Origin of the sequence: Pseudomonas sp. LAMO17WK12:I10, assembly GCF_900215185.1 — a bacterium.
GTDB classification, from domain to species: Bacteria; Pseudomonadota; Gammaproteobacteria; order Pseudomonadales; family Pseudomonadaceae; genus Aquipseudomonas; species Aquipseudomonas chlororaphis.
In genome coordinates, this window is the sequence record NZ_OBDX01000002.1 from 24,693 (window position 1) to 44,947 (window position 20,255).

General features: G+C 61.8%; 17 protein-coding genes. 4 read left to right on the plus strand and 13 right to left on the minus strand.

Annotated features, from left to right (window positions below; translation table 11 throughout):
• Window positions 1-23: 23 nt before the first annotated feature.
• The 7 genes from sigX to ppsA form a co-directional block, all read right to left on the minus strand.
• Complete coding sequence (gene sigX / locus CRO75_RS02305; protein ID WP_097134328.1) at window positions 24-614, minus strand: RNA polymerase sigma factor SigX; 591 nt, start codon at window positions 612-614, stop codon at window positions 24-26.
• An 88-nt stretch (window positions 615-702) separates the two neighbouring features.
• Window positions 703-1,527 (minus strand): mechanosensitive ion channel domain-containing protein, encoded by an 825-nt coding sequence (locus tag CRO75_RS02310; RefSeq protein WP_053260260.1) that lies wholly within the window; start codon window positions 1,525-1,527, stop codon window positions 703-705.
• Between the two features lie 2 nt (window positions 1,528-1,529).
• A complete protein-coding gene (locus CRO75_RS02315; protein ID WP_007927518.1) occupies window positions 1,530-1,775 on the minus strand; it encodes a hypothetical protein in 246 nt (81 codons plus the stop codon).
• A gap of 63 nt (window positions 1,776-1,838) precedes the next feature.
• Complete coding sequence (locus CRO75_RS02320) at window positions 1,839-2,834, minus strand: zinc transporter ZntB (RefSeq protein WP_009042920.1); 996 nt, start codon at window positions 2,832-2,834, stop codon at window positions 1,839-1,841.
• 25 nt (window positions 2,835-2,859) lie between these two features.
• Window positions 2,860-3,351, minus strand: coding sequence for a ribonuclease E activity regulator RraA (rraA, locus tag CRO75_RS02325; RefSeq protein ID WP_009042919.1), 492 nt, complete (start codon window positions 3,349-3,351; stop codon window positions 2,860-2,862).
• Window positions 3,352-3,600: 249 nt separating this feature from the next.
• The gene (locus tag CRO75_RS02330) at window positions 3,601-4,590 is read right to left on the minus strand and encodes an alpha/beta fold hydrolase (RefSeq protein WP_007927509.1); all 990 of its coding nucleotides are present in this window, start codon (window positions 4,588-4,590) and stop codon (window positions 3,601-3,603) included.
• A gap of 100 nt (window positions 4,591-4,690) precedes the next feature.
• Complete coding sequence (ppsA, locus tag CRO75_RS02335; RefSeq protein WP_009042917.1) at window positions 4,691-7,066, minus strand: phosphoenolpyruvate synthase; 2,376 nt, start codon at window positions 7,064-7,066, stop codon at window positions 4,691-4,693.
• Between the two features lie 173 nt (window positions 7,067-7,239).
• Here ppsA and CRO75_RS02340 point away from each other — a divergent pair, with 173 nt between their 5' ends.
• On the plus strand, window positions 7,240-8,058 hold the full coding sequence (locus tag CRO75_RS02340; RefSeq protein WP_007927505.1) for a pyruvate, water dikinase regulatory protein: 819 nt from the start codon (window positions 7,240-7,242) through the stop codon (window positions 8,056-8,058).
• Window positions 8,059-8,179: 121 nt separating this feature from the next.
• Here CRO75_RS02340 and prpD read toward each other — a convergent pair whose 3' ends face one another.
• From prpD to CRO75_RS02370, 6 genes are all read right to left on the minus strand, one after another.
• A complete protein-coding gene (prpD, locus tag CRO75_RS02345) occupies window positions 8,180-9,664 on the minus strand; it encodes a 2-methylcitrate dehydratase (RefSeq protein WP_097134329.1) in 1,485 nt (494 codons plus the stop codon).
• Window positions 9,665-9,793: 129 nt separating this feature from the next.
• Window positions 9,794-10,984 (minus strand): 2-methylaconitate cis-trans isomerase PrpF, encoded by a 1,191-nt coding sequence (gene prpF, locus CRO75_RS02350; protein WP_097134330.1) that lies wholly within the window; start codon window positions 10,982-10,984, stop codon window positions 9,794-9,796.
• Between the two features lie 60 nt (window positions 10,985-11,044).
• Window positions 11,045-13,639, minus strand: a complete 2,595-nt coding sequence (gene acnD / locus CRO75_RS02355) for a Fe/S-dependent 2-methylisocitrate dehydratase AcnD (protein ID WP_097134331.1) — start codon at window positions 13,637-13,639, stop codon at window positions 11,045-11,047.
• 102 nt (window positions 13,640-13,741) lie between these two features.
• Window positions 13,742-14,869 (minus strand): 2-methylcitrate synthase, encoded by a 1,128-nt coding sequence (gene prpC, locus CRO75_RS02360; RefSeq protein WP_097134332.1) that lies wholly within the window; start codon window positions 14,867-14,869, stop codon window positions 13,742-13,744.
• A 196-nt stretch (window positions 14,870-15,065) separates the two neighbouring features.
• Window positions 15,066-15,962, minus strand: a complete 897-nt coding sequence (gene prpB, locus CRO75_RS02365) for a methylisocitrate lyase (protein ID WP_009042912.1) — start codon at window positions 15,960-15,962, stop codon at window positions 15,066-15,068.
• A complete protein-coding gene (locus CRO75_RS02370; RefSeq protein WP_097134333.1) occupies window positions 15,959-16,681 on the minus strand; it encodes a GntR family transcriptional regulator in 723 nt (240 codons plus the stop codon). Before CRO75_RS02370 ends, prpB begins: the two co-directional genes overlap by 4 nt.
• A gap of 269 nt (window positions 16,682-16,950) precedes the next feature.
• Between CRO75_RS02370 and CRO75_RS02375 the strand changes: the two genes are divergently transcribed.
• The 3 genes from CRO75_RS02375 to CRO75_RS02385 are packed head-to-tail and all read left to right on the plus strand — an operon-like array spanning window position 16,951 to window position 20,017.
• Window positions 16,951-17,493 (plus strand): ATP-dependent zinc protease, encoded by a 543-nt coding sequence (locus CRO75_RS02375; protein ID WP_097134334.1) that lies wholly within the window; start codon window positions 16,951-16,953, stop codon window positions 17,491-17,493.
• Between the two features lie 5 nt (window positions 17,494-17,498).
• Window positions 17,499-19,031: an inactive transglutaminase family protein gene (locus CRO75_RS02380; RefSeq protein WP_097134335.1), complete on the plus strand. Its 1,533-nt coding sequence runs from the start codon at window positions 17,499-17,501 to the stop codon at window positions 19,029-19,031.
• Window positions 19,031-20,017 carry an alpha-L-glutamate ligase-like protein gene (locus tag CRO75_RS02385; protein ID WP_007930638.1) on the plus strand — a complete coding sequence of 329 codons (987 nt, stop codon included), beginning with the start codon at window positions 19,031-19,033 and terminating at the stop codon, window positions 20,015-20,017. The genes CRO75_RS02380 and CRO75_RS02385 overlap by 1 nt, the downstream gene beginning before the upstream one ends.
• Window positions 20,018-20,255: the final 238 nt, after the last annotated feature.

Genomic DNA, 20,255 nt, shown 5'->3' on the forward strand with positions numbered 1-20,255 from the left:
ACGTAAGAGATATTTGCGCCGAACTAAGTTTCAGCAATGCCTGCAAATTTCTCACGCAATTTATCAAGCGCACGCTTGTACCGCATTTTCGTAGCACTCAACCCCATGTGCATGATGTCTGCGATCTCCTGAAACTCCAGCTCTGCGACGAATCGTAGCACCAGAATCTCCCGATCGATCGGGTTCACATGCACCAACCAGCGGTCAAGTCCGCCCTTTTCCTCAGGTTTCGGCGCCTTATCTTCAGACGCTTCCTCGAGGGGATCAAGACTTAACGCATCCATCAAGCGACGTTTCCGCCGTTCTTTCCGATACTGCGTGATGCATTCGTTGTACGTGATGCTATAGAGCCATGTCTTGAACTTCGATTTCCCCTCGAAGTTCTTGAGGCCATACAGCACCTTCAACATCACCTCCTGACAGACATCGTCAGCATCACGATCGTTCCCTAAATAACGTGCACAAACGTTGAAGAGGGTTCGCTGATAGCGTCGCATCAACTCTTCATACGCACGCGTTACGTGAAACAGCTCCGTGTGCGAGCACGCAACCAACTCCTCGTCAGAGAGCTCACGGGGGTCATAGCGCGTGGATAGCGATTGGGCTTTATTCAAAACGAGTCGGGCCGACAGTCAGGTCAATGTCCACCGCAGCCCAGACACGGGCATTTTGCGGCGGCATACATTAGCAGGGTTTGCCGGGTTAGCGGCTACTTACATGCTGCTCCAGCAGGATCCGATTAGAGAGAGACACCAGCTCGCCCTCATCGGTCAGCAGTGTAGTCTTAACCGTGCCGATCTCCTCGATCTGCCCTTCGACCTCGCCAACTCGCACTTGTTGCCCAACCTGATACAACTCACGCACATAGATTCCCGCAAGAATCTGACCGGCAATATCCCGGCTTCCCAACCCCATGGCCAAGGCAACAGCCAGACCAACGGTAATCAAAACGATCACGATCACATGGTTGAGCAGGTCGGTTTTGACCTCCAACTGACTGATCGCAACGGAAATACTGATGATGATCACCAGCCCCTGGGCGATTCGCCCCAGGCCACTGGCGTAATCCAGACCGACCCCTTCGGCCGCTCCGCGCACCAGCCCATTGGCCAATTGCGCCAGCAATACCCCCACCAACAGCACCAGCGCGGCCCCGAAAACCTTCGGTAAATACAACGCCAGCATGTCGAGCGTAGCCGAAACCCGCTCCAGGCCAAGGGATTCTGCAGCAGAAACCAGAAAAATCAGTAATACGAACCAATACACGATTTTACCGATCAAGGTAGAAATCGGCACCTGCAGACCCGCACGGGACAGCAGTTTGGTCAAACCGGTACCGCCCATCAAACGGTCCAGGCCCAGTTTGGCGAGCAATTTGGAAAGCAGGGTATCAAGCAGTTTGGCAACCACAAAACCCAACAGCAGCACGACCAGTGCGCCAAACAGATTGGGAATGAAGTTCGCTACCTTGGTCCACAACGCAGTCATCGCAGTGACGAGGCTCTGAGTCCAGAGATCAAGTTCCATATTCAATCAGCCTTATCAGCAGTGCGAGCAGTAGGTTTACGACGGGAAACCGGCGAGATATGGGCCGATCCGTTATTCAGAGCAATCATCAGCGCCGGCAACCAGCGGCCGAGCAGGCTGAACAGATCGCCCGCCCCCACCTGCCGGTTGGCGGTTTTCAGTACGCGGCCCAGGCACGCATCGTCGTCCCGGGTGGACGGTGTGGCCTTGAGCATGTCACGCAACGACTGTTCAAACGGATCGTGCATACGCACCTCTCGATATGTCAGTGAAAGACGCGATCAAAATTCCCTGGGTCACATAGTTCATGATCAGACCCAGCGCAAACGTCGGAATAACCACCACTGTCCCAGCGCGACCAGCGCCATCAACAGGCAGGCCACCAGAAACCCGTAGGGGCTGTTGGAAAGCGGAATGCCTCCCACATTGATCCCCAACAAACCGGCCAGAAAACTCATCGGCAGAAAGATCCCGGTGATGATCCCGAAGCGAAACATGATGCGGTTCATGCGCACGCTCAGGCGTCGGTCTTCAGCCTCCAGCACAAGCCCCACGCGCTCTCGGGTCAATTCGAGCTCTTCCAGGTAGCGGGTCAGGCTGTTATTCAATTCGTTCCAGTAATCGCCATCGTCATCGGCGAACCAAGGCAGCCTGATGCGGCTGAGCTGACCGAAAATATCCCGCTGCGGAGCGAGGAAACGCTTGAGTCCAGCAGCCCGTCGACGAATCTGCAGAATGTTGCTGTGTTCGGGAGTATACCGTTCGTCGGCATCCAGTTTTTCTTCCTCGGCATCGACCACTTCCGACAGGTCGCTGACCAGGTCCTGCACTTTATGGGTCAGGTACTCAGCCATATAAAGGATGAGTTCGGAGGCGGTTTTCGGTCCCTTGCCTTCGCCCAGTTGCACCAGCAGCTCATCCGTCGCGCGCAATGGCCGCAGGCGCAGGGAGATCACTCGCTGGGCCGAACCGAAGATGCGTACCGAAACCATGTCCTCCGGCTCGGCGCCGGGGTTGAGGTTGATGCCGCGTAAAAACAGCAGGAACTCGGAATCCGGCAGCGCCAACAGGCGCGGCCGGGTATTTTCTTCGAGTAAAAGGTCACAGCTGAATTCGCTCAGACCGCTGGATTTACGCAGCCAGGTCTGGGTTTGCGGATGACTGCGATCCCAATGCAGCCAGAGGCTCTCATGGGCTTGCAGCTGCAAGTCGTCCAGTTCAGTTCGGGCAATTGCACGCGCACCACCTTTACCGTCCAGCACCAGGGCATGTACCAGCCCCCATTGCGCGTTGTCTTCCTCGAACATCCTCATCCCTTGCTTGGTCGACTGCTTATTCGGGCATTTTCAGCGGGCTTGGCGAAACGATTACGCCATTGTTGTCGGCATAGACATATTCGCCCGGACGGAACGTCACCCCGGCAAAAGTCACCGCCACGTTGAGATCACCAATACCGCGCTTGTCGGTTTTCATCGGGTGGCTGGCCAGCGCCTGAACGCCCAGGTCGGTTTGCGCGATGACATCGACATCACGGATGCAACCGTAGATCACCAGCCCTTCCCAACCGTTCTTCGCCGCCTTTTCGGCCAGCATATCGCCCAGCAGCGCACGGCGCAGGGAGCCGCCACCGTCGACTACCAGCACCTTGCCGTGGCCCTTGAGCTCGACCTGTTCCTTGACCAGCGAGTTGTCTTCGAAGCATTTGATGGTCACGATTTCGCCGCCGAAGGAGTCGCGGCCACCGAAATTGCTGAACATCGGTTCAACCACCTGCACCAGATCCGGGTAGGCGTCGCACAGGTCGGGAGTGAGGTAATGATTCATCGAGAAACTCCTGTAATGGAAAGAACACGTCGCGGTGTCGGAATTCGCAGGGTTCATGCTGAGTGATACGAGGGCAGACGGAGAATGTTTAACATTTCAGCTAGCCCTCACCATACGCCAATTTCAGCAGGCTCGACGGCACGAACAGAATGCTTAACCGGCGACCGAATGTGACCAGAACCGCTCAACGCGTCATATCTTAGCCGCAAGCGCATCGGAACGAAATGCTCTTGTCAGAGCCTTCTGAACTCAACTGGCGGCAGCCAGTTCGGTGCCCGACGCCAACAACGGGCTCTGCTGATCCTTCAACCATCGCGCGACCAAAGGCCAGACTTCGGCCTGGGCGGCTTTGCTCACCAGCATCTCCACATGGCCGAAATTGCCGCTGAACCCTTGTTCGCGTCCCAGGCAGACAAACTGCTTATGCTCGGAACTCAACTGGTCAAACAGTTTGCGACAAGCCCAGGTCGGATCCTGATGATCCCCGGCCGCACTCACTGCCAATACCGGCAGCGAAACATCGGACAAGCCGGCCCACCAGTCCTTCTGCCCATCGCCGAAACGCCCGAACAGTCCGTACCAGCGCATGCCTTCCAGGGCCAGGCCAATGGGCTCGTCCTCGGGACCGCGCTTGAGTCGCGAGCCGGACAACTGGGCAAAACGCTTGAGAATGAAACGACCGCCCCACTCCACCGCCGGGATTTTCAATGGCCAATAGGTGCGGCTGACCTGACAACCGAACAGCGCCGCCGACGCCACTGCCGGCTCTCCCAGGTACTGGCCACCCAGGGCCGCCGCCAGGGTAATGCCGCCCAGGGAATGACCAATCCAATGCGGAACCTGGCCGCTTTGTTCCCGCACGAAGGCGCCGATGGCAGGCAGATCGTATTGCGCATAGTCGGCGACGCGATTCTTGCGGTAGTCGGCATTGCGTCGCGACAGGCCGTGACCACGCATCTCGGGGATCCATACATCGAAACCCATGCGCGCCAGATACGCGCCCAGGCCGATGCCCTTGGGCGAATACCAGAAGCGCCGATTGGAGAAGCTGCCGTGCAGCAGGATCACCGGGACACCACGGGATTCGGGCTCGTCCGCCATCCCCAGGCGGGTGACGGCCAGCTCGACCGTGGCGTCCGGGCTATTGCCGGGCTTCAGGCGGTAGACGTCTTCACTCAGGTCGCCTCGACGTTCGGCACTGATCAAGGCGACGGGAAACAGGTTGCTGCTGCTTTGCATAATGCTCTTGCACAAAAAAGGGCGGCTTCCAGATGGAGCCCGCCCTACTTGAATCTCAAAGCACCGGCCAGCCCGAAGGCTGGCCAATGCTTCATTCCGCTTAGACCGCACCCTGCCCCTCGGCCAGGAAGAACCAGGTTTCCAGTACGGAATCCGGGTTCAGCGAGACGCTTTCGATGCCCTGCTCCATCAGCCACTTGGCCAGGTCCGGATGGTCGGACGGGCCCTGGCCGCAAATACCGATGTATTTGCCGGCCTTGTTGCAGGCGGCGATGGCGTTGGCCAGCAGTTTCTTGACCGCCGGATTACGCTCGTCGAACAGGTGCGCGATGATGCCCGAATCGCGGTCCAGACCCAGGGTCAGCTGGGTCAAGTCGTTGGAACCGATGGAGAAACCGTCGAAGAACTCGAGGAACTCTTCGGCCAGGATCGCGTTGGAAGGCAGCTCGCACATCATGATCACGCGCAGGCCGTTTTCACCACGCTTGAGACCGTTTTCGGCCAGCAGATCCACCACCTGGCTGGCTTCGCCCAGGGTGCGGACGAACGGCACCATGATCTCGACGTTGGTCAGGCCCATGTCGTTGCGCACGCGCTTGAGGGCGCGGCATTCGAGCTCGAAACAGTCACGGAAGGCTTCGCTGATGTAACGCGAAGCGCCGCGGAAGCCCAGCATCGGGTTTTCTTCTTCCGGCTCGTAGAGCTTGCCGCCGATCAGGTTGGCGTATTCGTTGGACTTGAAGTCCGACAGGCGCACGATGACTTTTTTCGGCCAGAACGCTGCAGCCAGGGTGCTGATGCCTTCAACCAGCTTGTCGACGTAAAAACCGACCGGATCGTTATAGCCAGCGATGCGCTTGTCGACGCTGTCCTTGATTTCATGGGGCAGGCCGGCGTAGTTCAGCAGCGCCTTGGGGTGCACGCCGATCATGCGGTTGATGATGAACTCCAGGCGGGCCAGGCCCACACCGGCGTTCGGCAGCTGGGCGAAGTCGAAGGCGCGGTCCGGGTTGCCGACGTTCATCATGATCTTGAACGGCAGCTCCGGCATGGCATCGACGGAGTTTTTCTTCACGTCGAAGCCCAGCTCGCCTTCGAAGATGAAGCCGGTGTCGCCTTCAGCGCAGGACACGGTCACGCCCTGGCCGTCTTTCAACAGTTCGGTGGCATTGCCGCAACCGACAACGGCCGGAATCCCCAGCTCGCGCGCGATGATCGCGGCGTGGCAGGTACGGCCGCCACGGTTGGTAACGATGGCGCTGGCGCGCTTCATCACCGGCTCCCAGTCCGGGTCGGTCATGTCGGATACCAGCACGTCGCCGGCCTGGACCTTGTCCATCTCCGACACGTCCTTGATGATCCGCACCTTGCCGGCGCCGATGCGCTGGCCGATGGCGCGACCTTCCACCAGCACGGTGCCGGTTTCCTTCAACAGGTAACGCTCCATGACGTTGGCCTGGGTGCGGCTCTTCACGGTTTCCGGACGGGCCTGGACGATGTACAGCTTGCCGTCGTCGCCGTCTTTGGCCCATTCGATGTCCATCGGGCACTTGTAGTGCTTCTCGATGATCATCGCCTGCTTGGCCAGCTCGCTGACTTCGGCATCGGTCAGGCAGAAACGCGCGCGATCGGCCTTGTCGACGTCGACGGTCTTGACCGAGCGACCGGCCTTGGCTTCGTCGCCGTAGATCATCTTGATCGCCTTGCTGCCCAGATTGCGGCGCAGGATGGCCGGGCGACCGGCTTGCAGAGTGCCCTTGTGGACGTAGAACTCGTCCGGGTTCACCGCCCCTTGAACGACGGTTTCACCCAGGCCGTAGGCGCCGGTGATGAATACCACGTCACGGAAGCCCGACTCGGTGTCGAGGGTGAACATCACGCCGGCGGTACCGGTTTCCGAACGCACCATGCGCTGCACGCCGGCAGACAGGGCGACCAGCTTGTGGTCGAAGCCCTGGTGCACGCGGTAGGAAATGGCGCGGTCGTTGAACAGGGAAGCGAAGACTTCCTTGGCGGCGCGAATGACGTTCTCGACGCCACGGATATTGAGGAAGGTTTCCTGCTGGCCGGCGAAGGAAGCGTCCGGCAGGTCTTCGGCGGTGGCCGAGGAGCGCACGGCCACGGCCATGTCAGGGTTGCCCGCGGACAGCTTGGCGAACGCGGTGCGGATTTCGCTATTCAGTTGCTCGGGGAACTCGGCTTCCATGATCCATTGACGGATCTGGGCGCCGGTCTTGGCCAGGGCATTCACGTCATCGACGTCCAGGGCGTCGAGCGCGGCGTGGATCTGGTCGTTAAGACCGCTCAATTCGAGAAAATCACGATAGGCCTGGGCCGTCGTGGCAAAGCCTCCAGGGACGGATACACCGGCGCCTGCAAGGTTACTGATCATCTCGCCCAGGGATGCGTTCTTGCCCCCCACATGCTCTACATCATGGACGCCGAGCTTATCGAGGGAAACTACGTACTCTACCAAGGTGATCTCTCCACTAACTGTGTTGGAAAAGCTCAGAAGCCGGCTGCTCGGGGAGCGCTTGCCAGCTGTATGGCCTGGACCTGGAAAATAAGTGAGAATGCGGGCCATTGGAGGCCGGCAAATCGCGCCTATCATATCCAAGATTCGTCACTAGCTTAAGGCCCAAGGTGCAAATGAAACGATCTGCTTTCTTTATCTCCGACGGTACCGGCATCACCGCTGAAACCCTCGGCCAGAGCCTCCTGGCGCAGTTCGAAAACATTACCTTCAGCAAAATCACGCGACCGTATATCGACAGCGTAGATAAAGCGCGGGCCATGGTACAACAAATCAACATCGCCGCCGAAAAGGACGGATTTCGCCCGATTATCTTCGACACCATCGTCAATCAGGACATCCGTGAGATCCTCGCGACGTCCAATGGTTTCATGATCGACATCTTCTCGACCTTCCTCGCCCCCCTGGAGCTGGAGTTGAGCGAGCACTCGTCGTATTCAGTCGGCAAGTCCCATTCCATTGGCGGCAACTCCAACTATATGGAGCGGATCGAGGCGGTGAACTTCGCCCTCGACAACGACGACGGCGCCCGCACCCACTACTACGACAAGGCCGACCTGATCCTGGTCGGCGTGTCGCGCTGCGGCAAGACCCCGACCTGCCTGTATATGGCCATGCAGTTCGGCATCCGCGCCGCCAACTACCCGCTGACCGAAGACGACATGGAACGCCTGCAGCTGCCGACGGCCCTGCGCGCCCACCAGCACAAGCTGTTCGGCCTGACCATCGACCCCGACCGGCTCACCGCCATCCGCAACGAGCGCAAGCCCAACAGCCGTTATTCGAGCTATGCCCAGTGCGAGTTCGAAGTGCGCGAGGTGGAAAACCTGTTCCGCCGCGAGAACATTCCGCACATCAATTCCACGCACTTCTCGGTGGAAGAGATCTCGGCGAAGATCCTCGTGGAAAAAGGCGTCGAGCGGCGCTTCAAGTAGCGTTATCTGACCAATAGAAGGCTATCGCGAGCAATCGAACGTCAACCGGCTGCTCCTACATGGCTTACAAGATCTTGTAGGAGCGAGCTTGTCGTGATCGGACCAGCGGTCTGCCCTGCCCTCAGATCACCAACAGATCCAAGAACCGGTGCACCGCCGTGGCTTCCAGCTGCGCCTGGTCCTTGCACAGGGCAAAGATCTGCGCCGAGCGCTGGGCCGTGAAGCGGGTGGCCAGGTTGGCCTTGAACTTGTCTTCCAGCAGCGCAATGCCTTCGGCGCGACGCCGGCGATGGCCGATCGGGTATTCCACCACCACCTGCTCGGTGCTGGAGCCATCCTTGAAAAACACCTGTAGCGCATTGGCGATGGAGCGCTTGTCGGCCTCCAGGTACTCGCGGGTGTAGCGAGGCTCCTCGACGACCTGCATCTTCTCGCGCAACTGATCGATGATCGGATGGGCGGCATGGAAGCTGTCTTCATAGTGCTCGGCCACCAGGTTGCCGAACGCCAGCGGCACGGCGGTCATGTACTGGATGCAGTGGTCGCGGTCGGCGGCGTTGGCCAGCGGGCCGACCTTGGAAATGATGCGGATCGCCGATTCATGGGTGGTGATGACGATCCTGTCGATCTCGTGCAGGCGATTGCGCACCAGCGGGTGCAGGGTCACCGCCGCTTCACAGGCGGTCTGCGCATGGAACTCGGCCGGGAAGCTGATCTTGAACAGCACGTTTTCCATCACATAGCTGCCGTACTGCTGCGACAGGCTGAAACGGCGCTGGTCTTCGGGCTTGAGCGCCAGGTCCTTGTTGGTGTGGCTGAACAGCACGTCGTAGAAGCCCCACTGCGGCGCGCTCAGTACTCCCGGGATGCCCATCTCGCCACGCAGGGCGATATCCGCCAGGCGCACGCCACGGCTGGTGGCATCCCCCGCCGCCCAGGACTTGCGCGAACCGGCGTTCGGCGCATGGCGGTAGGTACGCAGCGCCTGGCCATCGACAAAGGCATGGGACAGCGCCGCCAGCAACTGCTCGCGGTTGGCCCCCATCAACTTGGCGGTGACCGCGGTCGAGGCGACTTTCACCAGCAGGACATGGTCGAGGCCGACCCGGTTGAAGGAGTTTTCCAGGGCAATCACCCCCTGGATCTCATGGGCCATGATCATAGCCTCGAGCACCGCGCGCATGGTCAGCGGCGCCTCGCCATTGGCCACGCGCTTTTGCGACAGGTGATCGGCCACGGCGAGGATGCCACCGAGGTTGTCGGAAGGGTGGCCCCACTCGGCGGCGAGCCAGGTGTCGTTGTAATCCAGCCAACGGACAATACAGCCGATATCCCAGGCCGCCTTGACCGGGTCCAGGCGCAAGCTAGTACCCGGCACCCGCGCGCCAAACGGCACGAGCGTGCCCTCGACGATGGGCCCCAGGTGCTTGGTGCACTCGGGAAAGCGCAGGGCCAGCAAGCCACAGCCGAGGGTGTCCATCAGGCAGTTGCGGGCGGTATCCAGGGCCTCGCGGGACTCGATCCGGTAGTTCAGAACGTAGTCGGCGATGTCCTGCAGGACCTGGTCGTAATCGGGGCGTTCGTTCAGATCAACGTTGGCGCTCATGGGCAGTTCACTCCATCAAGGGTTAGGTGTGGGTTGCATCCTCAAGGTCAGGCTGATCGGGTTATGTCTGTTTATTTTATCCCCCGCAGGAGCGCCGGTCGGCAGCTTCCCGCGGGTAGCGGTTTTTCCTTAGAAGGCGTCGCCGGGCACACGCACCCAACCTTCCATCAAGACCCGCGCGCTACGACTCATGATGGCCTTGGTCACGCTCCATTCGCCGTTCTCCTGCACGGCTTCGGCACCGACGCGCAGGGTTCCCGACGGGTGGCCGAAGCGCACCGCGCTGCGCTCTCCGCCGCCGGCCGCCAGGTTGACCAGGGTCCCGGGGATCGCCGCCGCCGTGCCGATGGCCACCGCGGCGGTGCCCATCATCGCGTGGTGCAGCTTGCCCATGGACAGCGCGCGCACCAGCAGATCGACATCCGCGGCCTTCACCGCCTTGCCGCTGGAAGCCTGGTAGTCCGCGGGCGGCGCGACAAAGGCGACCTTGGGCGTGTGCTGACGCTTGGCCGCTTCATCCAGATTCTGGATCAGCCCCATGCGCAGCGCGCCGTGGGCGCGAATGGTCTCGAACATCGCCAGCGCCTTGGGGTCGCCGTTGATATCGCCCTGCAGCTCGGTACCGCTGTAGCCGATATCGCGGGCGTTGATGAAGATCGTCGGGATCCCGGCATTGATCATGGTGGCCTGGAAAGTCCCGACGCCCGGCACCTCCAGGTCGTCCACCAGGTTGCCGGTGGGGAACATCGAACCGCCGGCGCCCTCTTCCTCGGCCGCCGGGTCAAGGAACTCCAACTGCACTTCGGCCGCCGGGAAAGTCACCCCGTCCAGCTCGAAATCACCGGTCTCCTGGACTGCGCCGTTGGTGATCGGCACGTGGGCGATGATGGTCTTGCCGATATTGGCCTGCCAGATGCGCACCACCGCCACGCCGTTCTGCGCAATGCGCTCGGCATCCACCAGGCCGCTGCTGATGGCGAAGGAACCGACCGCCGCCGACAGGTTGCCGCAGTTGCCGCTCCAGTCGACAAAAGGTTTGTCGATGGACACCTGGCCGAACAGGTAATCCACGTCGTGACCGGGCTTGATGCTTTTCGACAGGATCACCGTCTTGCTGGTGCTGGACGTGGCGCCGCCCATGCCATCGATCTGCTTGTCGTACGGGTCGGGGCTGCCGATCACCCGCAATAGCAAGGCATCGCGGGCCGCGCCCGGTAGCTGCGCCGCCTCAGGAAGGTCCTGCAGGCTGAAGAACACACCCTTGCTGGTGCCGCCCCGCATGTAGGTGGCGGGAATCTTGATTTGCGCTACGAAAGCCATGAATTTCGGTCCTGATAAAGACCGAGGGCGGCGCCTTGCGGCCCGCCCCCGGTACGTCACTTAACTGGCCACAGCCGATTCGAGGAAGTCCTGGGCAAAGCGCTGCAACACGCCGCCCGCTTCGTAGATCGACACCTCTTCGGCGGTGTCGAGCCGGCAGGTCACCGGCACCTCGACCCGCTCGCCGTTCTTGCGCTGGATCACCAGGGTCAGCGTGGCGCGCGGCTTGCGCTCGCCCACCACATCGAAGGTTTCGGTGCCGTCGATACCCAGGGTCTTGCGGTCGGTGCCCGGTTTGAACTCCAGCGGCAACACGCCCATGCCCACCAGGTTGGTGCGATGGATGCGCTCGAAGCCTTCGGCGGCGATGGCTTCCACCCCGGCCAGGCGCACGCCCTTGGCCGCCCAGTCACGGGACGAACCCTGGCCGTAGTCGGCGCCGGCAATGATGATCAGCGGCTGCTTGCGCTGCATATAGGTTTCGATGGCTTCCCACATCCGGGTGACCTGGCCTTCCGGCTCGATCCGCGCCAGCGAACCCTGCTTGACCTTGCCGCCCTCCTGGACCATTTCGTTGAACAGTTTCGGGTTGGCGAAGGTCGCGCGTTGCGCGGTCAGGTGGTCGCCGCGGTGGGTCGCGTAAGAGTTGAAGTCCTCTTCCGGCAGGCCCATTTTCGCCAGGTACTCGCCGGCCGCGCTGTCGAGCATGATGGCGTTGGACGGCGACAGGTGATCGGTGGTGATGTTGTCCGGCAGCACCGCCAGCGGGCGCATGCCGGTCAGGCTGCGCGCACCGGCCAGGGCGCCTTCCCAGTACGGCGGACGGCGGATGTAGGTGCTCATTTCGCGCCAGTCGTACAACGGTTCGACCTTGGGTCCGGTGTCTTCGTGAATGGCGAACATCGGGATGTACACCTTGCGGAACTGCTCGGGTTTCACCGATGCCTTGACCACCGCATCGATCTCTTCGTCGCTCGGCCAGATGTCCTTGAGGCGGATTTCCTTGCCGTTGGCGTCCAGGCCCAGCACGTCCTTCTCGATGTCGAAACGGATGGTCCCGGCAATCGCATAAGCCACCACCAGCGGCGGCGATGCGAGGAACGCCTGCTTGGCGTAGGGATGGATGCGCCCGTCGAAGTTGCGGTTGCCCGAAAGCACCGCGGTGGCATACAGGTCGCGGTCGATGATCTCTTTCTGGATCACCGGGTCCAGCGCGCCGGACATGCCGTTGCAGGTGGTGCAGGCGAAGGCCACGACGCCAAAGCCCAATTGCTCCAGCTCCCTGGTCAGGCCCGCTTCGTCCAGGTACATGGCTACGGTCTTGGAACCCGGCGCCAGCGACGACTTGACCCAGGGTTTGCGGGTCAGGCCGAGCTTGTTGGCGTTGCGTGCCAGCAGGCCGGCGGCGATCACGTTGCGCGGGTTACTGGTGTTGGTGCAGCTGGTGATGGCCGCGATGATCACCGCGCCATCGGGCATTTGCCCCGGCACTTCTTCCCACTGGCCGGCGATGCCCTTGGCCGCCAGGTCGCTGGTCGCCACCCGGGCGTGGGGGTTGCTCGGGCCCGCCATGTTGCGCACCACCGAGGACAGGTCGAACTGCAAGCCGCGCTCGTACTGGGCATCTTTCAGGCTGTCGGCCCACAGGCCGGCCTGCTTGGCATAGGTCTCGACCAGCTGCACCTGTTCGTCTTCACGGCCGGTGAGCTTGAGGTAGTCGATGGTCTGCTGGTCGATGTAGAACATCGCCGCGGTGGCGCCGTATTCCGGGGCCATGTTGGAGATGGTCGCGCGGTCGCCCAGGGTCAGCGCCGCGGCGCCCTCGCCGAAGAACTCCAGGTAGGCGCCCACCACCTTCTGCTTGCGCAGGAACTCGGTCAGCGCCAGCACCATATCGGTGGCGGTGATGCCCGGTTGCAGCTTGCCGGTCAGCTCGACGCCGACGATTTCCGGCAGGCGCATCCAGGACGCCCGGCCGAGCATCACGCTTTCGGCTTCCAGGCCGCCGACGCCGATGGCGATCACGCCCAGGGCATCCACGTGCGGGGTGTGGCTGTCGGTGCCGACGCAGGTATCGGGGAAGGCCACGCCATCGCGCGCCTGGATCACCGGGGACATTTTCTCCAGGTTGATCTGGTGCATGATGCCGTTGCCCGGCGGGATCACGTCGACGTTCTTGAAGGCTTTCTTGGTCCAGTTGATGAAGTGGAAGCGGTCTTCGTTGCGCCGGTCTTCCACCGCACGGTTCTTGGCGAACGCATCCGGGTCGAAGCCGCCGCACTCCACCGCCAGCGAGTGGTCGACGATCAACTGGGTCGGCACCACTGGGTTGACCTGGGCCGGGTCGCCACCCTGGTCGGCGATGGCATCGCGCAGGCCGGCCAGGTCCACCAGGGCGGTCTGGCCAAGAATGTCGTGGCACACCACACGGGCCGGAAACCACGGGAAGTCGAGGTCGCGCTTGCGCTCGATCAGTTGCTTCAGGGAAGCGCTCAGGGTCGCCGGATCGCAGCGCCGCACCAGGTTTTCCGCGAGCACGCGCGAGGTGTACGGCAGACTGTCGTAGGCGCCCGCCTGGATGGCCTCGACAGCCGCGCGGGTGTCGAAGTAGTCCAGTCGGGTACCGGGTAACGGTTTACGAAATTCAGTGTTCATCGTCAGGACTCGGTCACGGTGATTGCAAAAGGTGGGGCTGGCACCGGCACTGAACCGCCCTCCTGCAGGGCTTTGGGTTCAGCCTGTGCCAGCGGCCACCGGTCAGCGACGTTCGATTGGCACGAACTTGCGCTGTTCAACGCCGACGTACTCGGCGCTTGGACGGATGATGCGGTTGTTGGCGCGCTGTTCGAACACATGGGCGGCCCAGCCGGTCAGGCGCGAGCAGACGAAGATCGGGGTGAACAGCTTGGTCGGGATGCCCATGAAGTGGTACGCCGAGGCATGGTAGAAATCGGCGTTGGGGAACAGCTTCTTCTGCTCCCACATGGTCTTGTCGATGGCTTCGGAAACCGGGAACAGCACCTTGTCGCCCACTTCGTCAGCGAGCTTTTTCGACCAGCCCTTGATCACCTCGTTACGCGGGTCGTTGTCTTTGTAGATCGCATGGCCGAAGCCCATGATCTTGTCCTTGCGCTCGAGCATGCCGAGGGTGCCCTTGATCGCCTCTTCCGGCGAAGCAAAGCGCTCGATCATCTCCATCGCCGCCTCGTTGGCGCCGCCGTGCAGCGGGCCGCGCAGCGAACCGATGGCCGCGGTGACACAGGAGTACAAGTCCGACAGGGTCGAGGCACAGACCCGGGCGGTGAAGGTCGAGGCGTTGAATTCGTGCTCGGCATAGAGGATCAGCGACACGTTCATCACTTTGGTGTGCAGCTCGCTCGGTTTCTTGCCGTGCAGCAGGTGCAGGAAGTGGCTGCCGATGCACGGCTCGTCGGTCACGCAATCGATGCGTTTGCCGTCGTGGCTGAAGCGGTACCAGTAACACATGATCGCCGGGAACGCGGCCAGCAGGCGGTCGGTGACGTCATGTTGCCGGGAGAAGTCCTGTTCCGGCTCGATATTGCCGAGGAACGAGCAACCGGTGCGCATCACATCCATCGGATGGGCGTCGGCCGGAATGCGTTCCAGCACTTCTTTCAGTGCCTGCGGCAGGTCGCGCAGCTTGCTCAGCTTCTGGGTGTAGGCGTCCAGTTGCGCCTGGGTCGGCAGCTCGCCGTACAGCAGCAGGTAGGCCACTTCCTCGAACTGCGCGTCGGCCGCCAGTTCGCGTACGTCGTAACCCCGGTAGGTCAGCCCGGCACCGGCCTGGCCCACGGTCGACAAGGCAGTCTGTCCGGCCACCTGGCCACGCAGGCCAGCGCCACTCAATACTTTTGCTTCGGCCATTGCTCTCTCCAATCTTGAATTTGTTAGGGAATCGGCAAATCGTCAAAACCAATACTGCTTTCTGTAGCCCCTGCCGCAGGCTGCGACAGGACCGAAGATCCTCCTGCGTCGAGAGGAGCGCCGCGGCCGTGCCGGCCGATCGCAGCCTTCGACAGCGGCTACAGGTTTTGCATCAGTAGTCGAGCCGTGCTCGGCATCACCCCTTCTTCTGGGCGAACAGTGCATCGAGCTTCTGCTCGAAGGTGTGGTAGTCGATGCGGTCGTACAGCTCCATGCGGGTCTGCATGGTGTCGATCACGTTCTGCTGGGTGCCATCGCGACGGATCGCGGTGTAGACGTTTTCCGCCGCCTTGTTCATGGCGCGGAATGCCGACAGCGGGTACAGCACCAGGGAAACATCCACGGATTTCAGTTGCTCGGTGGTGTACAGCGGCGTGGCGCCGAACTCGGTGATGTTGGCCAGGATCGGCGCTTTCACCCGGCTGGCGAAGATCTTGTACATCTCCAGCTCAGTGATGGCTTCCGGGAACACCATGTCGGCGCCGGCTTCGATGCAGGCGGCGGCGCGGTCCAGGGCCGACTCCAGCCCCTCCACCGCCAGGGCGTCGGTGCGGGCCATGATCACGAAGCTGTCGTCGGTGCGGGCATCCACCGCGGCCTTGATGCGGTCGACCATTTCCTGCTGGGAAACGATCTCCTTGTTCGGCCGATGGCCGCAGCGCTTGGCGCCGACCTGGTCCTCGATATGAATCGCCGCCGCGCCGAACTTGATCATCGACTTGACGGTGCGCGCCACGTTGAACGCCGACGAACCGAAACCGGTGTCCACGTCCACCAGCAGCGGCAGGTCGCAGACGTCGGTGATGCGGCGCACGTCGGTCAGCACGTCGTCCAGCCCGGTGATGCCCAGGTCCGGCACGCCGAGGGAGCCAGCCGCCACCCCGCCACCGGACAGGTAGATCGCCTTGAACCCGGCGCGCTTGGCCAGCAGCGCATGGTTGGCATTGATGGCGCCGACCACCTGCAACGGTCGTTCGCTGGCGACCGCATCGCGAAAGCGCTGGCCTGGAGTGCTCTTGTTGTTGGAACTCATGACTCACCTCGTGGAGTGGCTGTCTGCGGGGCGCCGTCCTGATAATGACGGGCAATGTTGCGTTTGGAAGCGCCGATGTGACGGCGCATCAACAACTCGGCCAGTTCGCCGTCGCGATCGGCAATGGCATCGAGAATCCGGTGATGCTCGGCGAACGCCTGGCGCGGGCGATTGGGCGTGGCGGAAAACTGGATGCGGTACATGCGCACCAGTTGGTACAGCTCGCCGCAGAGCATCTGCGTGAGGGTGCGGTTGCCCGCGCCCTGGATGATCCGGTAATGAAAGTCGAAATCGCCTTCCTGCTGGTAGTAGCCGAGCCCGGCCTGGAACGCCGCGTCGCGCTCATGGGTATCGAGGACCCGGCGCAGCTCGTCGATTTCCTCGTTGGTCATGCGCTCGGCGGCCAGGCGGCAGGCCATGCCTTCCAGGGATTCGCGGATTTCATAGAGTTCGATCAGCTCGGCATGGCTCAGGGACACCACCCGCGCCCCGACATGGGGCACCCGCACCAGCAGGCGCTGGCCTTCCAGGCGGTGGATCGCCTCGCGCAGCGGGCCACGGCTGATGCCGTAGGTGCGCGCCAGTTCCGGCTCGGAAATCTTGCTGCCCGGGGCGATCTCGCCCTTGACGATGGCCGCCTGAATGCGCCTGAAGACGTTTTCGGACAAGGTTTCCGAATCGTCCTGCGCTACGGCGGGGGGATCGAGCTGATCCAGCATATTGTCGACACCTTGAAAATCAATGCGACAAAAACTAGCCAATACAACCGATGCAGTCAAAGGAAAAATAGATATTGTCGACAATCGTCTAATAACCCTTTGCACCCAATCGGCACAAAAGCCCCCGCCCCGCCGCTGGCGCCATAAAACCAGCATGCTAGAATGCCGCCCGCATTTGCCTGTCACATTAATAAGGCAGCACACGAGGGAGCTTGCGCAGCAATGCCAGTCGCCTTGAACTGAAGAACCCATGCAACGCACCAGGATCTATGAGACTCAAGGCCTTCTCCATACTGTTCTGCCTGCTCGGCGTGCCGGGCCTGAGTGCCGCCGCCGGCAAGACCGTTTACGGTCTGAATGAATACGCCAGACTGTCCGGGATCGACCTGGAAGTCGCCGCCAAACTCGACACCGGCGCCAAGACCGCCTCCCTCAGTGCCCGCGATATCAAGCGCTTCAAGCGCAATGGCGAGTCCTGGGTACGCTTTTACCTGGCCATCGACGCCGCCCATTCCCACCCCATCGAACGTCCGTTGGCCCGCGTCAGCAAGATCAAGCGCCGCGCCGGCGACTACGACCCCGATGAGGAAAACAACAAGAAGTACACCGCGCGCCCGGTCATTGAGCTGGATATCTGCATGGGCGGTGCCCTGCGCAGCATAGAAGTGAACTTGACCGACCGCAGTGCATTCCAATACCCGCTCTTGATCGGTTCCGAGGCGCTCAAGCGCTTCGATGCACTGGTCGACCCCAGTCTTAAATACGCTGCTGGCAAACCTGGCTGCGCCACCGACGCTCATACCGCAGAGTAATTCCAATGCGCTCTCTTACCCTCCATCTGAAAATCCTGATCGCCATCCTGGTGGTGCTGGGCATTTCGATCACGGCCTATCAGATTTTCGTGCTCGGCATCCCGGTGACCGAAGACGCCACCGACGACCTGTGGAACATCGACGCCAAGGTCGAGTTCGTCGCCAACGCCAAGGACCCGATCAAGATCCAGATGTTCGTGCCGCCCCTGAGCCGCGACTACGTCAGCCTGAACGAGAGCTTCATCTCCAATAACTACGGGGTGGCGGTGAACCGCGTCGACGGCAACCGCAAGGTCACCTGGTCGGCCCGCCGCGCCAAGGGCAACCAGACCCTCTACTACCGCCTGGTGCTGACCAAGCGCTACACCGCGGAAAAAGCCAAGATCAAGGGCCCGACCTTCCGCGACAGCATCGCTGTCGAAGGCCCGGAAAAGATCGCCGCCGAAGCCCTGCTCGCGCCGATCCGCCAGCATTCGGCCGACGTCGAGACCTTCATCAGCGAGGCCATCAAGCGGGTCAACAACAGCAGCGACGACAACGCCAAGATGCTCCTGGCGGGCGATCCGTCGCCGGCGAACAAGGCCAAGATCGTCGACCTGCTGCTGTCCATCGCCCACGTGCCGATGGAAAAGGTCCACACCATTCGCCTGGTGGCCGACCAGCCGCAGGCCCCGGAACTGTGGCTGCGCAGCTTCAACGGTACCGACTGGTTGTACTTCAACCCGGAAACCGGCGAACAGGGCCTGCCCAGCGACCGCCTGCTGTGGTGGATCGGTGACGACAACCTGATCACCGTCGATGGCGGCAAGAAAGCCACCGTCACCTTCAGCCTGAACAACAGCGAAATGAACGCCATTCGCCTGGCCAAGCTGACCGACGAGAACACCGACGCCAACTTCCTCGAATACTCGCTGTACGGCCTGCCGCTGCAGACCCAGCAGACCTTCATGATCATGGTGATGATCCCGATCGGCGTGCTGGTGATCCTGGTGCTGCGCAACCTGATCGGCCTGCAGACCCTGGGTACCTTCACCCCGGTGCTGATCGCCCTGGCTTTCCGCGAAACCCAGCTGGGCTTCGGTATCGTGCTGTTCACGGTGATCACCGCGCTCGGACTGTCGCTCAGGTCCTACCTGGAACACCTGAAGCTGCAGATGCTGCCGCGGTTGTCGGTGGTGCTGACCTTCGTCGTGGTGCTGATCGCCGCCATCAGCCTGTTCAGCCACAAGCTGGGCCTGGAACGCGGCCTGTCGGTGGCCCTGTTCCCGATGGTGATCCTGACCATGACCATCGAACGCCTGTCGATCACCTGGGAAGAACGCGGCGCCGGCCATGCGATGAAAGTCGCCATCGGCACGCTGTTCGCCGCCTCCCTGGCGCACCTGATCATGAGCGTGCCGGAGCTGGTCTACTTTGTCTTCACCTTCCCGGCGATGCTGCTGATCCTGGTGGGCTTCATGCTGGCGATGGGTCGCTACCGCGGCTACCGCCTGACCGAGCTGATCCGTTTCAAAGCCTTCGTCAAGGCTGATTCGTAATGTTCGGCCTGTGGAAGACCTGGAAGGCCCTGGAAGCCCGGGGCATCATGGGGATCAATCGGCGTAACGCGGACTACGTGCTCAAGTACAACAAGCGCAGCCTGTACCCGATCGTCGACGACAAGATCATCACCAAGGAGCGCGCGATCAAGGCCGGCATCCATGTGCCGGAACTGTACGGCGTGATCTCCACCGAGAAGGAAATCGACAAGCTCGACGAGATCATCGGCGGGCGCAACGACTTCGTGATCAAGCCGGCGCAAGGCGCCGGCGGCGACGGCATCATCGTGATTGCCGATCGTTTCGAGGGTCGCTACCGCACGGTATCGGGCAAGATCATCAGTCATGAAGAAATCGAGCACCACATCTCCAGCATCCTCACCGGCCTCTATTCCCTGGGCGGCCACCGTGACCGGGCGCTGATCGAATACCGGGTGACCCCGGACCAGATCTTCAAGAGCATCAGCTACGAAGGCGTGCCGGACATCCGCATCATCGTGCTCATGGGCTACCCGGTGATGGCCATGCTGCGCCTGCCGACCCGCCAGTCCGGCGGCAAGGCCAACCTGCACCAGGGCGCCATCGGCGTCGGCGTCGACCTGGCCACCGGCCTGACCCTGCGCGGTACCTGGCTGAACAACATCATCGCCAAGCACCCGGACACCACCAACGCGGTGGACGGCGTGCAGCTGCCCTACTGGGACGGCTTCATGAAGCTGGCGGCCGGTTGTTATGAGCTGTGCGGCCTGGGCTACATCGGGGTCGACATGGTGCTGGACCAGGAAAAGGGCCCGCTGATCCTCGAGCTCAACGCCCGCCCTGGCCTGAACATCCAGATCGCCAACGACTGTGGCCTGACCCAGCGTACCCACGCAGTCGAAGCGCACCTGGCAGAACTGAAAGCCCGCGGCATCAGCGAAACCGTCGAGCAGCGCGTGCAGTTTGCCCAGGACCTGTTCGGCCATATCCCAGCGGTGGAAGGCTGAACCACAGCAACGGAAAACCCTGTAGCCGCTGCCGCAGGCTGCGCCCGACCGCGAAGCGGGCGCCGCTTTCAACATCGCCGAGGACCTTCGGTCCTTTCGCAGCCTTCGGCAGCGGCTACAGGGTATGCGGCGAGGCGGGCAATGCGTCGTAAACCGGGCAATCCCCGCCATCCCCACTAGGAGCAAATCCCTGAGGGGACTACAATCGCCAGCCGCGCTCCTCCGATGGCTGATCCGC

Coding starts and splice junctions, on each gene's coding strand:
- prpC (WP_097134332.1), bottom strand. CDS start 14,869: ATGGCCGAAGCAAAAGTATTGAGTGGCGCTGGCCTGCGTGGCCAGGTG.
- CRO75_RS02370 (WP_097134333.1), bottom strand. CDS start 16,681: ATGCTGGATCAGCTCGATCCCCCCGCCGTAGCGCAGGACGATTCGGAA.
- CRO75_RS02330 (WP_007927509.1), bottom strand. CDS start 4,590: ATGCAAAGCAGCAGCAACCTGTTTCCCGTCGCCTTGATCAGTGCCGAA.
- prpD (WP_097134329.1), bottom strand. CDS start 9,664: ATGAGCGCCAACGTTGATCTGAACGAACGCCCCGATTACGACCAGGTC.
- prpB (WP_009042912.1), bottom strand. CDS start 15,962: ATGAGTTCCAACAACAAGAGCACTCCAGGCCAGCGCTTTCGCGATGCG.
- CRO75_RS02315 (WP_007927518.1), bottom strand. CDS start 1,775: ATGCACGATCCGTTTGAACAGTCGTTGCGTGACATGCTCAAGGCCACA.
- CRO75_RS02310 (WP_053260260.1), bottom strand. CDS start 1,527: ATGGAACTTGATCTCTGGACTCAGAGCCTCGTCACTGCGATGACTGCG.
- CRO75_RS02320 (WP_009042920.1), bottom strand. CDS start 2,834: ATGTTCGAGGAAGACAACGCGCAATGGGGGCTGGTACATGCCCTGGTG.
- acnD (WP_097134331.1), bottom strand. CDS start 13,639: ATGAACACTGAATTTCGTAAACCGTTACCCGGTACCCGACTGGACTAC.
- rraA (WP_009042919.1), bottom strand. CDS start 3,351: ATGAATCATTACCTCACTCCCGACCTGTGCGACGCCTACCCGGATCTG.
- prpF (WP_097134330.1), bottom strand. CDS start 10,984: ATGGCTTTCGTAGCGCAAATCAAGATTCCCGCCACCTACATGCGGGGC.
- CRO75_RS02380 (WP_097134335.1), top strand. CDS start 17,499: ATGCGCTCTCTTACCCTCCATCTGAAAATCCTGATCGCCATCCTGGTG.
- CRO75_RS02340 (WP_007927505.1), top strand. CDS start 7,240: ATGAAACGATCTGCTTTCTTTATCTCCGACGGTACCGGCATCACCGCT.
- CRO75_RS02375 (WP_097134334.1), top strand. CDS start 16,951: ATGAGACTCAAGGCCTTCTCCATACTGTTCTGCCTGCTCGGCGTGCCG.
- CRO75_RS02385 (WP_007930638.1), top strand. CDS start 19,031: ATGTTCGGCCTGTGGAAGACCTGGAAGGCCCTGGAAGCCCGGGGCATC.